Origin of the sequence: Blautia sp. AM28-27 (genome assembly GCF_003480905.1) — a bacterium.
In the GTDB taxonomy this organism is placed as follows: Bacteria; Bacillota; Clostridia; order Lachnospirales; family Lachnospiraceae; genus Fusicatenibacter; species Fusicatenibacter saccharivorans.
In genome coordinates this window covers 398,125-415,897 of sequence record NZ_QUJK01000001.1, presented here as the reverse complement: position 1 = coordinate 415,897, position 17,773 = coordinate 398,125, and the positions used below count along the sequence as shown (strand labels likewise).

Annotated in this window: 19 protein-coding genes and 2 pseudogenes; 1 reads left to right on the top strand and 20 read right to left on the bottom strand. The window is 48.2% G+C overall.

All coding sequences use genetic code 11. The features are described 5' to 3' along the window. Window positions 1-8: 8 nt before the first annotated feature. From mobQ to DW743_RS01890, 14 genes and pseudogenes are all read right to left on the bottom strand, one after another. The gene (gene mobQ / locus DW743_RS01955; RefSeq protein WP_117760459.1) at window positions 9-1,520 is read right to left on the bottom strand and encodes a MobQ family relaxase; all 1,512 of its coding nucleotides are present in this window, start codon (window positions 1,518-1,520) and stop codon (window positions 9-11) included. Window positions 1,521-1,753: 233 nt separating this feature from the next. Further along, entirely contained in the window at window positions 1,754-2,047 is a 294-nt protein-coding gene (locus DW743_RS01950; protein ID WP_055228717.1) for a DUF3847 domain-containing protein, read from the bottom strand. A gap of 82 nt (window positions 2,048-2,129) precedes the next feature. Continuing rightward, window positions 2,130-2,960: a hypothetical protein gene (locus DW743_RS18255; protein WP_070103256.1), complete on the bottom strand. Its 831-nt coding sequence runs from the start codon at window positions 2,958-2,960 to the stop codon at window positions 2,130-2,132. Window positions 2,961-3,065: 105 nt separating this feature from the next. After that, window positions 3,066-3,362, bottom strand: coding sequence for a hypothetical protein (locus DW743_RS01940; RefSeq protein WP_055228716.1), 297 nt, complete (start codon window positions 3,360-3,362; stop codon window positions 3,066-3,068). 133 nt (window positions 3,363-3,495) lie between these two features. Continuing rightward, entirely contained in the window at window positions 3,496-3,687 is a 192-nt protein-coding gene (locus tag DW743_RS01935; protein ID WP_006060444.1) for a transposon-encoded TnpW family protein, read from the bottom strand. A gap of 79 nt (window positions 3,688-3,766) precedes the next feature. Next, window positions 3,767-5,617: pseudogene (locus tag DW743_RS01930) on the bottom strand (recombinase family protein). Window positions 5,618-5,673: 56 nt separating this feature from the next. Further along, a pseudogene (locus tag DW743_RS01925) lies at window positions 5,674-5,976 on the bottom strand (recombinase); the annotation flags it as partial. Then, window positions 5,973-6,473, bottom strand: a complete 501-nt coding sequence (locus DW743_RS01920) for a PcfB family protein (RefSeq protein WP_117760461.1) — start codon at window positions 6,471-6,473, stop codon at window positions 5,973-5,975. The pseudogene DW743_RS01925 and the gene DW743_RS01920, both read right to left, overlap by 4 nt. Before the next feature lie 98 nt (window positions 6,474-6,571). Beyond that, entirely contained in the window at window positions 6,572-6,883 is a 312-nt protein-coding gene (locus DW743_RS01915) for a DUF5720 family protein (protein ID WP_044024580.1), read from the bottom strand. Between the two features lie 50 nt (window positions 6,884-6,933). Further along, window positions 6,934-7,794, bottom strand: coding sequence for a DUF6017 domain-containing protein (locus DW743_RS01910; protein ID WP_007886611.1), 861 nt, complete (start codon window positions 7,792-7,794; stop codon window positions 6,934-6,936). 67 nt (window positions 7,795-7,861) lie between these two features. Continuing rightward, the gene (locus DW743_RS01905; protein ID WP_007886609.1) at window positions 7,862-8,053 is read right to left on the bottom strand and encodes a hypothetical protein; all 192 of its coding nucleotides are present in this window, start codon (window positions 8,051-8,053) and stop codon (window positions 7,862-7,864) included. Window positions 8,054-8,076: 23 nt separating this feature from the next. After that, a complete protein-coding gene (locus DW743_RS01900) occupies window positions 8,077-8,352 on the bottom strand; it encodes a DUF5720 family protein (protein ID WP_005335947.1) in 276 nt (91 codons plus the stop codon). Window positions 8,353-8,364: 12 nt separating this feature from the next. Beyond that, entirely contained in the window at window positions 8,365-9,291 is a 927-nt protein-coding gene (locus DW743_RS01895) for a ParB/RepB/Spo0J family partition protein (RefSeq protein ID WP_055290218.1), read from the bottom strand. Next, a complete protein-coding gene (locus DW743_RS01890) occupies window positions 9,248-10,069 on the bottom strand; it encodes a ParA family protein (protein WP_055228680.1) in 822 nt (273 codons plus the stop codon). The genes DW743_RS01895 and DW743_RS01890 overlap by 44 nt, the downstream gene beginning before the upstream one ends. Before the next feature lie 562 nt (window positions 10,070-10,631). Between DW743_RS01890 and DW743_RS01885 the strand changes: the two genes are divergently transcribed. Continuing rightward, window positions 10,632-10,880, top strand: coding sequence for a DUF6061 family protein (locus DW743_RS01885; protein ID WP_110442440.1), 249 nt, complete (start codon window positions 10,632-10,634; stop codon window positions 10,878-10,880). Window positions 10,881-10,929: 49 nt separating this feature from the next. Here the strand turns inward: DW743_RS01885 and DW743_RS01880 are convergent, their stop codons facing one another. The 6 genes from DW743_RS01880 to DW743_RS01855 form a co-directional block, all read right to left on the bottom strand. After that, window positions 10,930-11,955 carry a sensor histidine kinase gene (locus tag DW743_RS01880; RefSeq protein ID WP_033121502.1) on the bottom strand — a complete coding sequence of 342 codons (1,026 nt, stop codon included), beginning with the start codon at window positions 11,953-11,955 and terminating at the stop codon, window positions 10,930-10,932. After that, a complete protein-coding gene (locus DW743_RS01875) occupies window positions 11,952-12,629 on the bottom strand; it encodes a response regulator transcription factor (protein ID WP_033121503.1) in 678 nt (225 codons plus the stop codon). Before DW743_RS01875 ends, DW743_RS01880 begins: the two co-directional genes overlap by 4 nt. 19 nt (window positions 12,630-12,648) lie before the next feature. Further along, complete coding sequence (locus DW743_RS01870) at window positions 12,649-14,721, bottom strand: FtsX-like permease family protein (RefSeq protein WP_110442441.1); 2,073 nt, start codon at window positions 14,719-14,721, stop codon at window positions 12,649-12,651. Beyond that, window positions 14,711-15,478, bottom strand: a complete 768-nt coding sequence (locus DW743_RS01865; protein ID WP_110442442.1) for an ABC transporter ATP-binding protein — start codon at window positions 15,476-15,478, stop codon at window positions 14,711-14,713. The genes DW743_RS01870 and DW743_RS01865 overlap by 11 nt, the downstream gene beginning before the upstream one ends. A 77-nt stretch (window positions 15,479-15,555) precedes the next feature. Beyond that, entirely contained in the window at window positions 15,556-16,743 is a 1,188-nt protein-coding gene (locus tag DW743_RS01860) for a hypothetical protein (protein ID WP_117760462.1), read from the bottom strand. 64 nt (window positions 16,744-16,807) lie between these two features. Continuing rightward, window positions 16,808-17,752, bottom strand: coding sequence for a DUF3658 domain-containing protein (locus DW743_RS01855; RefSeq protein ID WP_117760463.1), 945 nt, complete (start codon window positions 17,750-17,752; stop codon window positions 16,808-16,810). Window positions 17,753-17,773: the final 21 nt, after the last annotated feature.

Sequence of the window (17,773 nt, the reverse complement as noted above, 5' to 3'; positions counted from 1 at the left end):
AACTCCTTTCAGCGGTCTATATCATGCCGTTTGGTGCGGCTCTGCGTCTGCTCCGGCTGGTCGGCGCGGAGTGCAATATCCACGCATTTGCGGATTTTTTGAAGCTCTGAAACATTTGTGCGGGTATCTTTCAGTTTAGTATAATCGCTGTCCCTCTGTGTTTTGAGGTCAGCATATTCCTGTTCCCATTCCGCAATAGGCAAGGTCTTTGTTCCTTTCGGCAGATTTGCATGGAGATAGCGACTTGCTGCGTTCCATAGGGTCAGCTCGGCGCGGTGGGCTTCCTCGTACTTGTCGCGCTTGTTTGTCCAGCCGTTTTGCAGCTTTTTCAGTTCATCGTGAATGGGCTTGTACTCTGTGTAGTTCTTCCCGTATTCAATTAGCTTTTGTAGCTTCTTCATGCGTTCCTCGGCGGTTTTCATTCCTGCCCGGATTGAATAGGCTCTATCACTGACAGAGGAAAGAGAAGCGTCCAGCTCGTCAAGATTAGAGATGCCATGCTCGGAGAGATAGTTGACCGCTGCCGCTATGGTTTTCAGTTCATCGGCTGTGTGCTGTTGTTGCCAACGCTGCGAATACTTCCGGCTCTTTTCTCTCTGAACGCTCAAATACTTCATCAACAGATTTGCAAGGTTGGGAGATTGCGGCGGCTGCTTCGGGGCGGTTTCCCACACTTTGAACAGGTCGGCAATCCATTCTTTGAGCTTGCTAACCTGCGCCCGGATTTCCCGTATAAGGCGGTTTGCTTTTTGGATATTTCGGTTCAGTTCGCCTTTCTCGGTGGCTACACCTTTCTTCTCCATTTGACAGGCGGCTACGCCCATATGGACGGTCGGTATTTCGTCAATGCCGCGCTCGGCGTTACTGCGGTGGTCGATACGCTCCGGGCTTCCGGCACGCTCAAGATAGTCGTTTGAAATATCAGCCCATGCCTTGCGCCAAACAAGCGCATTCTCTTGGCTGTTCCAGCCCGTGAGGTCAACCTTGTGCGTCTTATATCTGCCGCTTGGCAAGCGGATACGCTCACCGTTTTCATCAAGGTCATATTCCTTTTTGGACTTTGCCGCCCACGCGCCGCGCTCGTCAAGGGGGCGCATAGTCAGCATGATATGACAATGGGGATTGCCGCTGTCGGTGTCGTGAATGGCAAAATCCACACACATTCCTCTGGAAACAAATTGAGAGGAACAGTATTTCCGGACAAGCCGGATCTGTTCCTCTCTGGATAATTCTATGGGGAGTGCTGCGTCAATCTCACGCGCAAGCTGGGCGTTCCCGGCTTTCTCGTAAAGCTCCACGCTGTTCCACAAGGTTGAACGGTCAGAGAATGAGGGCGGCGCGAGGGGCGGCAGCATGATTTCTGTATGGACAACGCCGCCTTTGCGAGTGTAGTCATGGGTCATTCCGTCCCATTCGTTTGTCAGCTTTTCGCCGCTTCGGTAGGCGGCGGCAACGGCTGATTTGCCTTTTCCTCGGCTCACAATGCCGATGTTCCAATGGTAAATGGCTATGGGTATCACCTCCCGGATAGGATGATAAAACCCTCAAAAATGGTACAGACGCCAAAGGCGGGTGTACTGTTTTTGTGGGTGTGCAGGGATAGCCGCGAAGCGGCGCAAGGGGTGCAGCCCCTTGTTGCGGCAAAGCCGCCATATCGGAGCGCGGGGAAATCTCCCTGTGCGGAGATAAGCCCTCGGCAGAGCGCACACGCCCGTAAGGGTGTATAAGTGCGCCCTTAGTTCCTAAGGGATTTTCAGCTTGTCGTTTCCTCGGCTCGTTTTTTCAAAAACTCCTGTGCTGGCTCGCTCGTCAGGGCAAGCCGGAAAAAGGTCTGCGCATCCTCGTCCGGCATGGCAATAAGCTCCGGCACAAGGCTTTCCATGAAGCCGCCGCGCTTGCAAAGCCTGTGGTTTCTCGCCTTGCGTTCCTCGACGGATAGCTTCTGCTTGATGATTTTCTCCCGGTTCTCAAGCTGCCGGATTTTCTTCTTTCCGTCCTCAATCTCGGCTTGCAGCTCCTCGCGGGTTTTCTCTCTTGGCTTTGTCATGGTTGGTCGCTCCTTTCTGCTCATAAGCATAGAAAAAGGACAGTCGATTTTCTCGGCTGCCCTTGTGGGTGGCTATTCAATTTTAGTCTGCTGTTTTCAAATATATAAAATAGCTTGCTGTTCCGCCATAGCCATTTTCAGTATTCCATTCAGCTGTTACTTCATAAATATATCCGCCCAGTTTAAGAGTGAGTACGTTTCCAACAATAGTTACATCTTCGCTGTTTGCAGCAGGCTCTCCCCAATGTTCGTCACTCCAGCACTGCACACTTAAAATTGTATCTGGGTCTTCTGTAAATCTTAATGTAGCTGTTGTTTCTGTTGTTTCAAATGGCGGGGACAACAGATCCTTGCACTCTAACGGGTGTGGGCTATCAGCTATTGTGCTTTCAGCAGTTCCGTCAATATTTGTTTTTTGCCACGAATAAGTTCCTAATACTGCACCGATAGCGGTTTCGTCACTCACAACGCTTAATGTGGGCGGTTCTTCCAAAATTATATTGGCAGTCCCAGAGTTTAGTAATTCATTTGCATAGTTGTTGAGTGCTTCACATGGCTCATATTTTGTCTTATAACCGATACCGTCAATGACAATAAATGGGTTATACGCCATAATATCTGTTTGTGTACCGTCTACCATAGTCAAGGTAAAAACAACGCCTTGTCCAGCATACTCTGTGTAAGAATTATCCTCATTATAGACAACAACATCATTCAAATATTCAACTAATTCTTGGATATTTTCAATCTCAATCGTTTTGTCTGGCGGTGTTAATAACACTTTAGCGGAAACAATCTGCGCTGCGTCCAAATCCTTATACGGTTTTTTCCCCTGTTGTGAAAAAAATACGATTACCGCGATACCTACTAAAATGATACAAGCTATTGCAATCATCAATCTCTTTTTTCTCATGGAACAAGCCTCCTGTTCTTCTCTGTTACTTGTATAGATGAAAAAATTGAAAGGAAGTTTCACTATCTATAAATATCATAGCACATGGTTATGAATAAATCCACCTCATTTCAGCCTGTCAGTGGCCTTGTTTTCTCTGGCAGACCGCCGCGCAGCTTCCCGCCGTTCCTCGTTGTATGGGGCGGTCAGACGGAAAGAGAAGCGCCCCTTTGCAATCTCAAACTCCATGCAGCCCGTTTCGGGGTCTGCGTCGGTCTGGCGGCACTGGTCGGGGTGCTGTCTGGTGTAGGCGGCAAGCCGCTTCTTTAAGTCGGTGTTGTGGGTGCGGATATGGATAAGGGGGTCTTTCTCGTCAAACCAAATATCGGTGGTCTTTTCCTGCTTCGTAAGCCCTGTTCTCATGTAAGCTCCTTTCTGCGCCCCTGTTACGCAATAGGGGCATTTTTCGGGTGTTTTTTCCGGCTCTTGACTTGGGGGAAATGAGGATTTTCAAATAGAAACCGTCCAGACAGGGAATGGTTCGTCGGGGCGGCTGTTATCGCAAGATTTCCGTTTTTTCCGGCTCTTGACCGTCAGACGCAGATAAACGCGAACTGTCGGCAAGTACCAGTTTGAGCAGCTTGTCGCGGAACGTTTCTGTGCTGCTGTGATTGAAAAACAACTCCGCAACAATGGTCTGCCCGTTCCTCTGGGTTGTGATGATACTGTCGGGGGTCTGTTCTGCCATAGGCGGCTCCTTTCTTTGGGCGCAAAAGAGGGATTTCCCGTAGTTCGGAAAATCCCTCTTGGTTGACGGTTATTCTGTTTTACTGTGTGGGCTGTGCGGCGGCAGCCTGTGCCTTTCGCCTTGCCCGGTATTCCCGCGCTTTCATGCGGTCATACTCCCGCTGCTTTTCAAGGTTTCGCGCCCGGTACTCCCTTGAATACTGCCGGTGGTATGCGCGGCTCTTTTCCTTTTTGGCTTCTTCGATTTCCTCCCGCATTTGCCGGATTTCCTGCTCGGTCGGCTCTGCAAGCTGTGTCACTTCATTCTCAAACTTGCCGATATAATTGAAATATATGCTGATGTGCTGGATTGCGTATCTCGCCCTTTTCTGGTCGCGCTCATGCACTTCAATCCGGCTGATAAACTCGTTGAGAATGGCGGGGGTCAGGTCGGTAAAGGCGGCATGGCGTTCTGTCAGCTTCAAAAACTTCTGCGCCCGTCCTCCCGCGTTCTCATAAGCGGATAGCTGCTCTTGGAGCGTGGCAAGCTCCGCTTTCAGCGCATAGTATTCTTCCGAATACTTCTGCGACATTTGCTCATAACGGTCTTGCGGGATAGTGCCGAGGGCGTTGTCCTCATAGAGCTTATTCAGCACCTTGTCAATCTGTTCAAGGCGCGTCGTGATTTGCGGAATACGCTTCTGCTGCTTTTTGGTCTGGTCGGTCTGCTGCATGGCAAGGTTCTTTTTCACTAAGGCTTCAAACTCCGCCCGATTGCTGATAGAATAGTCCTCGATTTTCTTCAGCACTTCTGCGATGGTCTGCATGAGCAAGTCCGCGTCCATGATGTGCGGGGAATTGCATTTCGGATTTCTGGCTTTCCCCTTGTGGTACTCGCTGCAATAGGCAACATGCCGCTTGCCGCCGTTTCGGTAATCTATACGAATGTGCATTTTTGCGCCGCAGTCCTTACAGAAAAGCAAGCCGGACAGAGGGTGGATTTCCCCGTCCCCGTTGGGGCGTTTGACGGGTGCGTTTTCCAAAATCCGCTGTACGGTTTCAAAATCGCTGCGGCTGATAATCGGCTCATGCACATTTTCTGTGATGTGCCACTGACTCTGGTCTACATAGTGGTTATGTTTATCTCGGAAATGCTTTGTGGTCTTGAAGTTGACCACATCGCCGCAATACTCCTGCCGTGTGAGGATATTGGTCAAGGTGACTTTGTTCCACTTGCAGCGGTTATCCTCGTTGAGCGTCTTATTTTTACAGGTTCCCCACCCGCGGTCTTTCATGTAGAAAGTGGGGGTTGGGATTTGCTCCTGTGTCAGATATATGGCGATTTGATTGCGGTTCTTCCCACCGATAAACAGACGGAAAATCAAACGGACAACCTCGGCGGCTTCTTCGTCGATTATCCAAAAATCCTTGTCGTCCGGGTCTTTGACATAGCCGTAAGGGGCTTCGGTGACAATCGGCTTTCCACTCATGCCTTTGGTCTTAATGCCCGTTTTCACTTTCTTGCTGATGTCCTTTGCGTACCACTCCGACATGATATTGATAAAGGGCGCAAACTCCAATGTGTCGGGCTTCTCGCTGTCAATGCCGTTGTTGACCGCGATAAAGCGCACATTGTTCCGTCTGAATATCTCCATAGCGTTTCCGACTTGGAGATAGTCACGCCCCCAGCGGGTAAGGTCTTTCATAATGCAGACACCGATTTTCCCGTTTTCCACATCGTCCATCATGCGGGAGTATGCGGAACGGTCAAAAAACCTGCCGCTTTCGTCATCGTCGATGTAGTGCCGGATATTCGTCAGCTTTAACTGTCTGGCGTAGCTTTCCAGAAATTTCTTCTAATTCTGTATGCTGTTGCTCTCGCCGCCGTCCCTGTCCTCGTCGCCCACGGAAAGGCGGGAGTAAAGGGCTGTAATTTTGCTATAATCAGTCATGTGCATAACCTCCTGTGCGTCCATGTATGTGTCATTTACACTTAAAATTATGCACTCCAGCGGGCCGAACCATATTCCAAACCATGTCGATATTTCTTGGCGTTCTTGCTTTTAAGATACACCGCCAGCCTCAGACTGCCTCCACAACACAGCCCTACCAACAAGTCCAATGGATGCAGGCTTGGCCAGAAACTTTCCAGCGCCCCAGGCAGAACCGCAATCAGCGAAAGAAACTTTTCTGAAGCATCCGCCCCTTTTGCCATTCGCCATGCCTCTCCAAAATTGGTAGCAAACAGTCCCATCAGGATATACGGCATATTCAGCAAAATGAGCTTTTTGATGTCCAATGTCTTTTTCATCGTTCCAGCTCCTTTCGCTTGGTGCGATCCACCACAGCATTTTTAACCATCTCTTTGAACTGGTTAAGTTTTGCCAGTACGGACGAGCGCTCTGTTTTCGTTGCCTTTTTGACCTTTTTGTTGGTGTACTCTGTAAAAGCTGCTGTCAGAGTATCTGCATCACGGCCTTTGAAAAAAATTAGGTACTTTGGCGGAGAACTGCTGCGGTCCTTTTTCACCGCATAATCCACACCATATTTCCGGGCGATTTTCTCAAACTCCTTGATAGAGGGGTCTGTGATCTCAATGTTGGATATTCCCTGATTCTGCCCGACAAGCTGCTTCACAGTCTGTTTTCCATGCGGAACAACCGGCGCATCACGGCTTCTCTGTTTTTCCAGCTTCTTTTCCTTTCGATGTGCCATGTACTTGCTTATGGCAGCCTTAAACATTCTGCCGGTAAACTTTGTTCCACTGACAACCAGCGTCAAAGTTCTGTTTTCCACTTCTTCCTGCATTTTCTCGCCTCCTTTCCACGAAGTTTGCAGGGAATCTCTTTTTTTGCTAAGGCGGAACCACCAGCCGCCGCAGAAGATAACGCTTCATACCGCCCTCCTTAGCGTAACTGGTCAGAATGGTCATAGTGCAGATTGCCCTGGCGTACCTTTGCGTGGCTCAAAATCTTAATCTGCCCCTTTTCCTGACTATCCAGTGCTTTTTCATAACCGGTATCCGACAGGAACAGGCGGGTTCGTTCGCCTTTCCAGCCAACAGGAGAATCGTTCGTCAGCACATCAAAAATAATCATGTGCCGGGTGTCCTCCGCAAAACGCTGGAGGTCCATATATCCATGACCATGATAATTCTGCGCTCCTGCCTTTGCCCGCATTTCTTCCATCAGCTGCCCTATGGTCTTTCCCTCAGACATCATGCTTGCTCCTTTCTCCCGGCAGTTCCGGGCAATAAAAAAGCGACCATTTACCAGCCGCCATACAGATCGTGATTTACTTGTGAGGTGTAATGATTGCTTATCGTGGTCGGTGCATTGAACAGAACGGTCAGAAGATACTGCTTCATGTTACGAATTTCCGTGGTGTTCTTCTGTAAACAGTCCATGACAAACTCAATGTGCGAGTTATCCAGCTTCAAGAATCTGGAACGAACGATTTCATGCGGAAAATCACTTCCTGCAATACGGGTGGTCTTTCGCTTTGCACAGACCGTTTCCACGATTAGCTCCACAATCTCATCCAAATCCTCCCGATAAGTTTCATACTGCTGACACAGGTATTCATACCCGATATTCTCCTGAATCAATTCCCGATAACTCTCTATCTCTGTGAGTGACATCGCATCCCTTCCTTTCCGTTCCGGCAGACAATCTGCCGCGCAATCCCGGAAGGGAATGGAATCGGTACTTGATCCATAAATATTTTGTTTTTGAGTATTTGATTTCTCTATATTTAATTCTGCGGGCTTTTCCGTATCCGGTTTATCCATATACGGGTTTTCCGTATCTGGTGAATCCGTATCCGGTTTTCTAAGCTGTGGCTGCTCGTATATAACATACTCTGTATCGCTGATGCGTCCCTGCCGGTCACGCAGCTTGTGCCGCACAATGTAACCGGCAGCCTCCAATTCCCGCAACGCAGCGCCTATGGCATCCACGCCCTCCTTACAGATCTTTGCAAGACCACGGGTGGTGTAATTCCAGTCCTCTGGCAAAGATAACATCATGGAAAGCAGTCCCTTGGCTTTTAACGACAGGTTTGCATTTCGTAAATGATGATTGCTCATCACGGTATAATCACGGGTCCGTTCAATGCGAAAAACGGCCATCGACCTCACTCCTTCCGAATTTTGGGTACAAAAAAACCGCAATCCTCATTCCAAAGAATTGCGGTGTTCAACACTTTTCAAATTTTCTTGCATAGAACCAAAACAGCGGCTTTCGAGGACGCGCCTCTGTAAATGGCTCCTCCTGGGCGAAAGGAAGTGTTTGCATCACTCGGTCAATATCCGTTGATTCCATGTCATGCTGAGATTTGCAATCTTCCCGGATTGCTTCTTGAATTTCCTTTACCGTACACATAGTCATTCCTTTCCTTTCGTTGTATGGGTTTATGAGCGGCGGCGTTTTCCCGGTTTGAAATCGAGGATATGTCCCTCAATCACACGAGCGTAACGCTTGATCTTAATCTCCCGACGCTGCTGGCTTTGCAGAGCAGCCTGATACCCGTCCTCGGTCAAAAACAGCCGCATTTCCTCTCCGGGGCTGCCGTAAGCTGTGCTGGGACGCAGGACGGAAAACTCAATCATCCAGCGGGTGTTATCCCAAAACCTCTCTACGGCGAGAATGTTATGTCCTTTCAGCTCACGGGCTGAAATATCCATCATAGGCGGCTCCTTTCATCGTTCCTGGTCTCTCTGACGCTTTTTCTGCCATGCCTCCAGCAACTTGATGATGGTTTCCTGCATCCGCTGGGGCGTATAGCTTTTAGGGAAATACTTCCGCAAGGTGTCAGAGGTAAATGTCACTCGGTCCAGATCGCTTTTCTTTTCCTCACCCATGATGACACGCATCATATCGAGGGTCAGATGCCCCTCCTGACTGTATTTCTTGAGCCGCTGGGCTTGAGAAAGAGAAGGGGTAGCCTGTTCGCTGTCCATCGCGTCCAACAGGTCTACCTGTTCCTCCTTTTTGAGAAAGGACAGCTCATAGGCAGGGTTCAGGGCAATCTTCTTTTCATCCACCATATCCATCAATTCAGGAATCAGCTCTGTCAGACGGATATAGCGCTGAACTTGATTTCTGCTTGAACCAGCCTGCTGAGCCAATATTTCATCGGCTCTCAACTTCGTCCCAACTTGGGACGAAGTTAAATCAACTCGCTCTCCCTGATGTTTCATGGCATCCAGCTTCATCTTGTAGGCAAATGCTCTTTCACTGGGGAGCAGACTTTCTCGTTGCAGGTTGCTGTCAACCATAATGATCGTGGCGGCATCATCATCCAAATCCCGAACAATGACCGGCATGGTCTCCTTTTCTGCCAGCTCACTGGCTCTGTGCCGCCTGTGTCCGGCTACCAGCTCATAACCGCCCTCCGGGTCCGGTCGAGCAATCGCCGGAACCAGAACGCCATACTGCTTGATACTGTCTGCGGTCTCCATCATGGCTTCGTCATCCTTGACTTTGAATGGATGCCCTTTGAACGGGTGCAGTTCCGACAGCGGGATTTCTACTACTTTTTCTCTCTGAGCATCGGCACGGCTCTCCTCCGTAGAAAACAGATCATCTACCGATGCCAGTTCTACTTTTTTCGCGCTGCTTTTCAAGTTTCAACACCTCCTTCGTCAGATTTCGATACCCCTCTGCCACCTTACCGCCAGGGTCATGGACGAAAATGCTTTTTCCCTCTGCGCTAATTTCCTTTGCACGGACAGAGTGTGGAATCTCCGTTCCAAAGACTTTGATTTTACTTCCATAGGTGTCCCGCAGCAAAGCAGCAATCTCTTTGGCAAAGTTGGTGCGGTTATCCACCATCGTCAGCAGGATACCGTCAATCTGGAGCTTTGGATTGATCTGCCGTTTTACCTTGCTGACCGTAGATAAAAGCTGTTCCAGTCCTTTGGCGGGCAGATACTCTGCCTGAACGGGAATTATGATCCTGTTCGCAGCAGCCAGCGCATTGACTGTAAGCATCCCCAACGAGGGCTGACAGTCAATCAGGATATGGGAATATTGTCCCTTCAGTGTGTCCAGATATTGCCGTAAAACCGTTTCACGGCTCATGGCGTTTACCAGAGAAACCTCCATACCGGAAAGCTGAATATCCGCAGGCATCAGGTCAACGCCTTCTGCATGATGCAGAATACCTTCTCCGGGGCGTATAGGCTGATCCATCAGAATTTTGCCCATTGCATCCGACAGTGTAAATGGCAGCTTGTCCGGTTGCGGATTTCCCAAGCTGATTGTCAGACTTCCTTGTGGGTCCCCGTCGATTAGAAGCACTTTCTTTCCGGCCTGTGCCAGACCTATTCCCAAGTTCGCACAGGTTGTTGTTTTGCCAACGCCGCCTTTCTGGTTGGCGATGGCGATGATTTGTGTGTTCATGACTTCACCTCATTTCTAATTGTTGCTGTTGTTTCTGGAAATAGAAAAAGCCGCCACTTCAAAATCATAAAGTGACGGCCCTTTCTAATGCCGGAATCTCTGAAACAAAAAAGCACCCAGTTATTTGTTACTGAGTGCCTGCATTAGAATCGTATTTAATTGTTCAGATTTGGTCAGATTATGCCAAACCCTCCAGCGAAAAATCCGGTGTCTGAGAGTGCCAAATCACCCTCAAAAATACCCCCGAAATTGCTCTCTGGTTGTCCTATTTTTTAACCACTAAGGCCGTTTTTTGACCCCATTTTTGCCGGTTGTCCTATATTTAACCACTAAAAATTGGGTGAAATCCGCTCTCGTTTTGCCAAATTTGGTCAAACCATATCAGCCCGTTTAGATATAGCAAAAGCCCGGAAAACCTTGGCTTAACAGTGATAAGGAACTAATTTACTTATCAACTGTTAGCTGACGGTTTCCGGGGTGCATACGGACAAATCCCGTCTGATTTCCAACAGGAAGTCAGACGGGATTTTCGCTTTATATTACGAATTATGGAGGACATACCATGAAAACCTTAATATCTTGTGCCTACAATATGGATAATTGCTGTGTGGAAGTGAAATTCAGCGACGGCAGTATGATTGCGATTGACACTATCGCCGTTGAGAACGAGATTGCTGACAATATGTATCAGCGGTCAGAGCTGGATTATTTGATCTACAACGCTCCTTTGGAGTATGCAGACCTTATCTTGAACGGCGATCCCGAAACCTATTTGAAAACTGTAACAGAATACAAGCCTTGGGATAGCTGACAACACGCTGCCCGCAGGAGAAAATCCTGCGGGCGTTTTTCTGTTTATATTATTTCCCTCCGTTGGATCTCAATTTAGGAAAGAAGATGACAATCTTGAAGCCCTTTCCCCACTGGGAAGCTGCTTCCAGATGAAGATTTAGATCGTCGGCCATCTTCTTAACCAGGTAAAGTCCCATACCGGTAGCCTTCTTTCTGCTGTCAGTAGAATCCCCGGTAAAGCCCTTTTGAAAAATGTACGGCAGATTATATTTTTTTACGCCAATGCCGTTATCTTCAACAGAAAGGATATCTGCGGTCTCCGAATGTATCACGGAAATTGTAAGCATGGGACTATCGCTGCTATATTTGATGGCATTGCTAACGATTTGTCCCAACATAAACTGAAGTCCTCTACGGTCTGTATAGACTGTTTCAGATTGCAGTTTGTTGAGAATGACAAACTGCTTCTCTTCAAGAAGTGGGGCATAGTCCTCCAGAACTTCACCCAAGCAGTCATTCAAATTGACATCCTCAAATCGGTAATCCTTTGTACTGCTCTTCAACCGGGCATAGTACAGCATCTGCGTGACATCCTCCTGAAGCTGACTGCGGACATAATCCAGCTTTGCTTGCAGGGAAGGAGAGATTTCATCGTTCCGGTTATCCAAGAGCATGGTCAGCAACGATAGGGGCGTTTTCGCTTCATGTGCCCAGCCCTCCACATATTCTTCATAGTCCTGTAGGGCATCTGCCATACTGTTACTCTCAGTTTTGTGTTCCTGTAAAACTGATGCCAGAAGCCGGATAGATTCTCCTTCTTCCCGGCTGATGGCACTGAGCAGCCGTTCCTCGTTGCAGATGGTAGGATCACTGAGGAAATCCCGGAACAGTTCTCGGCGGGTAGTCTCCCGCTTGTTTAGTACAAACAGAATCGCTGAAAACAAAAGGAGGCTTGTCAGAACTACTAACCCAATCAAGGGTTGAAATGCCTGAATGTCAGAAATCCAAAGAATGATAGCACAAAAGCAATCCACGCCCAACAGCAACAATAGCCAGGGGTAGTATCGCTCTGTTATGCGCCAAAGCTGCTTCATGGAGCCACCCCCGTTTCCAGACGATAGCCCATCCCACGAACCGCAACGATTCGCTGCTTCATCTCAAGACCGGACATCGTCTTTTTCAGCCTGGTCAGATTAACCTGCAAGGCATTTTCGTCTATGTATTCCGTGGTTCCCCATAGTGCTATGCAAAGTTGCTCCGTCGTGACCAGAGCATCGCCGCCGGACAAAAGAGCAACCAACAGTTTTCCCTGATTTTTTGGAAGCACGACAGAGGTATTATGAATATAAAGCGTGTAGGTCTGCTGGTCTAACAGGAAATCTGGTCCCTCTATGAGATTGGTACGGCCTTCATACCTTTTGAGAATATTGGATACCCTGGCAAGAAGCCGGTCTTTTCTGCACGGCTTCGTCAAATATTCATCGGCACCCAAGTGGAACGCTTGCAGTTCATCCTTTACCTGATCTCTGGAAGTTAGTACCAGGACGGGGATAGCGGTTTTATTCTTTAGTTCCTGGCAGATTTGAAAGCCACTGATCTCCGGCAAATTCAGGTCTAAGATCACAAGGTCAGGACGGAGGGCTGCCAGGAGCCGAGCGGCATCTTCAAACTCGGTGATTGCCTCCGCAAGATACCCGTCCTTTTGGAGCATATTGCAGAGTTCTTCCCGCATATAGACTTCATCTTCCACAACAGCAATTCTTTTCACGACAGCACCTCCTTCCAAATTATTCTTCTCTCTGCGGCTGCATCAGTGTCAGCAAATACCGATCACTGGAGTGCTTGACCACTCTCATATAAATATATTCTATCACGCAAAGCAGCAAAATCATAGTAGCAGATACAAGCAGCATTTCAGGCACTGTCCCACGGGTTCGGGACGAGAGTATCCCTGTAAACAACGCTCTGACTCCAAACAGACTGCTGACAGCTGCAACCAATACAGGAAGTCCCATAAACCACGCAATCTGCTTTCCGGCAGACTGGCAAAGGCTTTCGTAAGTGGCTCCCAGGCGGATCAGGGTCTGGTATCTACGCCCGGTTTTCTGCTGGCTCATCAGGAACTGAACACCCACAATGGTGTTGGCAACCACCAAGAACACAATCGCCAGATAGAGGGTAATATAGATGGATGCTACGGTGTAGAAAAGCTGGCGGCCCATATTCTGAAGATAGCTTTCATATTCGATACCTATTTTGTCCAGCTTCTCGTTCAGATCGGAATAGGCAGTCATAAGGCTATTTCCATTCAGAGCTTGCTCACTGAGCACCGCATTGACATAGGTATCATACATTCCCTGACTATAATATAGGAATGCTTCATCCGGAAGAATCAATGCAAAGGACAAGGTTATAGAACGGTCCGTGACCAAATTCACAGACTGAACCTCTCCTGTAAGATGAATCGGACTACCATCCAGTTCCACCTTGGGCTGCCCGGCCAATACTTGGTTCAGCATTGCGGTACGGCTTGCCGTAGTAAACTCTGTATCAATATAGACAGTGGCCTCCTTTTCGCCTAATTGGAGAGCCGGATTGCCGGACAATTCCAACAAACGATTATAGTCCGATAAACAAATCAAATATGGGTATGTGGCATAACCAAGATTGTTCAGAAGGACATCCCGGTCTTCCGACTGGGGCAGGCTCCGAAGAGAGTCCATAACAGCGTCCATGCTGTAGGCATTATCATAATCTTCTGTGGTGCGAATACGCCCAACCCTCATTTCAAAAAGCTCTGAAAATTGATTTTCCAAACTGTTTTCTTTCAGGACTGCCTTTATATTCGGAAGAACCTGCGATGAATCTTCTGCAGTATGATCTTCAAAAGTATAGTCGATTACATGGCCAGAAGACAGGCTATTCGTTCCTGCAATTCCTACGCCCGCACCAAAACAACACAGCGCCGCCAGAATCAGCAGGGAGCTGATGGCCATGGAGTTTGACTGATGAATGACATTCTCCTGAATCTGCCGGAAGGTAAATACATGAAGCTGCTTATTTCCTTTTCCTTTCTTAACAATCAAAGCAATCAGCGCACGCATCCCATAGAAAAGCAGCATCGTACCAACTATGCCCAACAGCAAAGTCAGTCCCATCATACTTACCTTTGTCCATGCAATTCCCTGAATCGCCATGTAGTAAGCCACTGCCAACATCACACTTCCGCATATAGCAGCCAGTCCATAGATAACAGATGGCATTTGCTTTTTGGGGCGGTTCGTTGGCTGGGATAGCAAAGTACCGATCTCCTGGCGGCTGATTCGTCCACTCAAAATCAGAAGTGCCGTCAGCTTAATTGCCAGAAATCCTGCCAGCGTCCATTCAATCGCAGACCAGGATAAAGAAAACTGATGACCGATGATCCCCATGCCTACCAGCTTGGCGGTGACAAGACTGACAATTTCTGAAAGCACCACAGCCACAGGTAAGCCTATGAGCATGGCAAGAATACTGGTCAGGCAATCTTCCGCCAGAAGCATACCAAACAGTTTACTTCTACGCATCCCCAACATTAGATAAACACCAAGCTCATGCCGTCTGCGCTCGAACTGATACTTGCAGGCAAAATAGATCAAAAAGAACAGAATACCGAGGGTCATTCCATAAAACGCAGGAATCAGAAGCAGGAGTTTGTCAACTGCGTCACTCTCCATTTTCTGCAAAAAGAGCATCACATCTTGAGTGGAGATGGAAAGAATCATGTAAAAGGCAACAATAGAAATCACCAGGGAGCTGAAAAACAGACCGTTTTCCTTTCGGCTGCGGCGGCTGTTCCGAAGAATGAGATTAGAGAACATTTGCGCTGCCCCCTCCCAGTTGCGCCATCACCTTCAGGATGCGCCCGTAGAACTCCTGCTGGCTTTCGTCTCCACGCCGAAGCTCATGAAAGATCACGCCGTCCTGGATGAACAGGATGCGCTTACAGAAGCTGGCGGCATTGGAATCATGGGTTACCATCAGGATCGTAGCTTGTTCGTCACGATTCAGGCCGGACAGCTTCTCCATAAGACTTCTTGCGTTCTTAGAATCCAGCGCACCCGTCGGTTCATCGGCAAGGATCATTTGGGGATGTAAGATCAGAGCCCTTGCTGCCGCAACACGCTGACGCTGGCCGCCGGACATCTTGGACGGAAACTTATCCAGAACATCAGTGATTTCCAGATAGTCAGCCAACTGCTTCAGCCGCTGGCTGCTTTCTGCTTCGGATACCCCATGCAAGGAAGTCGGGAGCAGGATGTTTTCCCTGCCAGTCAGGTTGTCCAGCAATTCAAAGTTCTGGAATAGATAACCAACTTTTTTGCCACGGTACTCTGCAAGAGCCTTTCCCCTGAGGGATTGCAGAGTATCGCCCTCCACCTGAATGCTTCCACCGGTGGGCTGAATCACAGTTGCAATACAGTTGAGAAGCGTGGATTTACCGGAACCACTGCTTCCCATAATGCCGAGAAACTCTCCCGGCATCACCTGGAGGGTGATCCCATTCAGTGCATTTGTTTGACTTGGCACATTGCCATAGATTTTTGTTAAATTTTCAATATTCAAAATGGGTTTCATGTGAATACCTCCTATCATTTGTAATAAAATGATAGCATGGGAACACAGCAAATACCACTTACAGTTGTTGTAAGGATTCAGGATATAAGTGGCGGCTCAAGGGGGACGAGCATATATTTTTTAAGAGCATCAGGCGACAATGATAAAATATACCGGATCGCCTCATTGGCAAACCAGTTCGTTTTAATTGTATCCCAATCAGCAAGCCGAATGATTTCTGCTGTGCCGTTCTCAAAATCAACTGATATTTCGCCCCATTCGCCGTCGCAGTCTGCCTGGTATTCGTAGATTGCGGCGGTGATTTTCTTTTTGCGCTTGGTTTTGGATTTCTGTTTCAGCCGGACTGCATGGATAGCACCCTCGGCAACCAAAAACTCCGTCAGCTTGTCCACTGCTTTCCGGTAGGCTCGCTCTGCACCGCTGGCTGTGCTGCCCTCAAACATAACCGCCAGTTCTTCAAAGGTGGGGCGGTTCTTCCATGAGCCGACACGCCCACAGGTCATACAAATCGCCAGCCGCTTTTCAAGCAAGGTTTGCTCCCGGTAATTCAGTTTCTCAAATGCCCGCTGCACCTTTTCAGCCTGTATGCCGTTCCAGAGGATGTCGGTATAGTTCCATGTATCATCAAGGGCAACATCTTCACCTGTTTCCTCGCCATCCTCGTCCGTTACATAGAATGGCTGCTGATTGCGGATGCCACGGACTACTTTCAGGTATCCTTCCGCAAGGGCAAGGTCGCAGTTGTATTTCTTTGCAAATTCACTGACCGCATCCTTGGTGTTATGGTACAGCCACGCCATTGACCGCACCATTTTGTAATTGGTCAGAGAGGATACCGACCATTTTTCTTCGCCCATGCGGAAACGGAGCATAGCATCCCGAATGAACGGAAAAATGTATGTTGCATACTCCGCACCTTTGGCAGGAGCATAGTCCATCAGCTTTTGGAGCATTTGCTCCCGGCAGGACAGTTTTATATCCAGAAAACGGTCTGTGTCGTATCGATTGCCGCCATCCACACCGAGAAAGGTTTTGATGCGCTTGTTAAGTTGCAGCTCGTAGTGGTGGAGAAAGAATGAGAAATATTTCAAGTCTTTTTCCCGTAGGGCAGACAGGATATATTCGTTCGGATTGTCTACTGTAGGCGGTTCCGGTTCCAGCTGGAAGATGCGCTCTGCAACATAGGGTGGGATGCCATCATCGGATGGATTGACAGCGTGTTTCGGTATGTATCCGGTCATATTCCATGAAAAATCATTCAGCATAGCGCACCTCCTTCCAGTTTAGTAATACTCATAAATATCCCGTGATCAACTAATGGGTTATTTATTACTTTATTTTCTTTAACATACGGTGATAAATAGGTGCATTTGGTGCAGGAGTTGTGATTGGGAGCAGAAGTCCCTCTTTGATAAATTGTTCCACACGCAAAGCAATCCACCCATCACCGATCCCTAATTGATTCTTTCCAAGAACCTGTCCAACAAGCACGCTTTCCCTAAACTCGTCGTCCAGTGTATCCAATTCTCGAAGAATTAATGTATCATACAGAGTTTCTGATACGCTGACCAGTTTGCCGTTTATAACAGCACGAAGAGGAGAATTTTCCTGTTGGAGTTCTCTCCAGCGGTTAGCCAAACTACGAAGGTAATTTGTTGGCAACTTCTTCCCAAGAGATGCCATCCGTCCCAAGTGATAAGGTTCAACTTCTCCCCAACCGTTATACTGGACAATGCATCCATCTGGTCTTGTTTCCCACATTGGAAGCTCCACAATGGTAATATCCAATTTTTCAAAGCCGATTGGTCGTAGTTGTTCCAGAAGCCAATACAATCCGCACACATCATCTGGGTCTCGTCCGACCCAAACACGAATCGGCTCTCCGTTTTGTGCTTTTTCCAGTAGTGTAGCATAGTTCTTTCGGGATGTATTGAGAAGTTCAGTTACGATTTCAGATGCCATATCGGGCAGTATGCTTAGTAGCAAAGATAATGCCGACTCACGCTCCAAACAAATTCCTGCTTCGGAGATGTTGCCCACAGACAATGCCAGCGGAAGATTAACTATGTCCTTACGATTTCCTTCCAACGGTATAGCATTCTCCCAACCAGAACGCTCCCGTTCTTCTGCTTGATGCTGGAACTTTTCTATTTCTTCTTTTGAAACTGTCCCATCAGAGATAATTACACTGGTTGCTCTGCCTAAAAAACCCTTATGTCCAATCGCAACCGCCATAGTCCCTGCGGCACTGTCGCTAAATACTACTTCTAACATAACGTTGCTCACCTCTTAGCT

Excerpts from the sequence above, each read along its gene's own strand:
- DW743_RS01950 (WP_055228717.1), bottom strand. The coding sequence starts at position 2,047 with ATGACAAAGCCAAGAGAGAAAACCCGCGAGGAGCTGCAAGCCGAGATT.
- DW743_RS18255 (WP_070103256.1), bottom strand. The coding sequence starts at position 2,960 with ATGAGAAAAAAGAGATTGATGATTGCAATAGCTTGTATCATTTTAGTA.
- DW743_RS01940 (WP_055228716.1), bottom strand. The coding sequence starts at position 3,362 with ATGAGAACAGGGCTTACGAAGCAGGAAAAGACCACCGATATTTGGTTT.
- DW743_RS01935 (WP_006060444.1), bottom strand. The coding sequence starts at position 3,687 with ATGGCAGAACAGACCCCCGACAGTATCATCACAACCCAGAGGAACGGG.
- DW743_RS01920 (WP_117760461.1), bottom strand. The coding sequence starts at position 6,473 with ATGCAGGAAGAAGTGGAAAACAGAACTTTGACGCTGGTTGTCAGTGGA.
- DW743_RS01915 (WP_044024580.1), bottom strand. The coding sequence starts at position 6,883 with ATGTCTGAGGGAAAGACCATAGGGCAGCTGATGGAAGAAATGCGGGCA.
- DW743_RS01910 (WP_007886611.1), bottom strand. The coding sequence starts at position 7,794 with ATGGCCGTTTTTCGCATTGAACGGACCCGTGATTATACCGTGATGAGC.
- DW743_RS01905 (WP_007886609.1), bottom strand. The coding sequence starts at position 8,053 with ATGACTATGTGTACGGTAAAGGAAATTCAAGAAGCAATCCGGGAAGAT.
- DW743_RS01900 (WP_005335947.1), bottom strand. The coding sequence starts at position 8,352 with ATGATGGATATTTCAGCCCGTGAGCTGAAAGGACATAACATTCTCGCC.
- DW743_RS01890 (WP_055228680.1), bottom strand. The coding sequence starts at position 10,069 with ATGAACACACAAATCATCGCCATCGCCAACCAGAAAGGCGGCGTTGGC.
- DW743_RS01885 (WP_110442440.1), top strand. The coding sequence starts at position 10,632 with ATGAAAACCTTAATATCTTGTGCCTACAATATGGATAATTGCTGTGTG.
- DW743_RS01880 (WP_033121502.1), bottom strand. The coding sequence starts at position 11,955 with ATGAAGCAGCTTTGGCGCATAACAGAGCGATACTACCCCTGGCTATTG.
- DW743_RS01870 (WP_110442441.1), bottom strand. The coding sequence starts at position 14,721 with ATGTTCTCTAATCTCATTCTTCGGAACAGCCGCCGCAGCCGAAAGGAA.
- DW743_RS01865 (WP_110442442.1), bottom strand. The coding sequence starts at position 15,478 with ATGAAACCCATTTTGAATATTGAAAATTTAACAAAAATCTATGGCAAT.
- DW743_RS01860 (WP_117760462.1), bottom strand. The coding sequence starts at position 16,743 with ATGCTGAATGATTTTTCATGGAATATGACCGGATACATACCGAAACAC.
- DW743_RS01855 (WP_117760463.1), bottom strand. The coding sequence starts at position 17,752 with ATGTTAGAAGTAGTATTTAGCGACAGTGCCGCAGGGACTATGGCGGTT.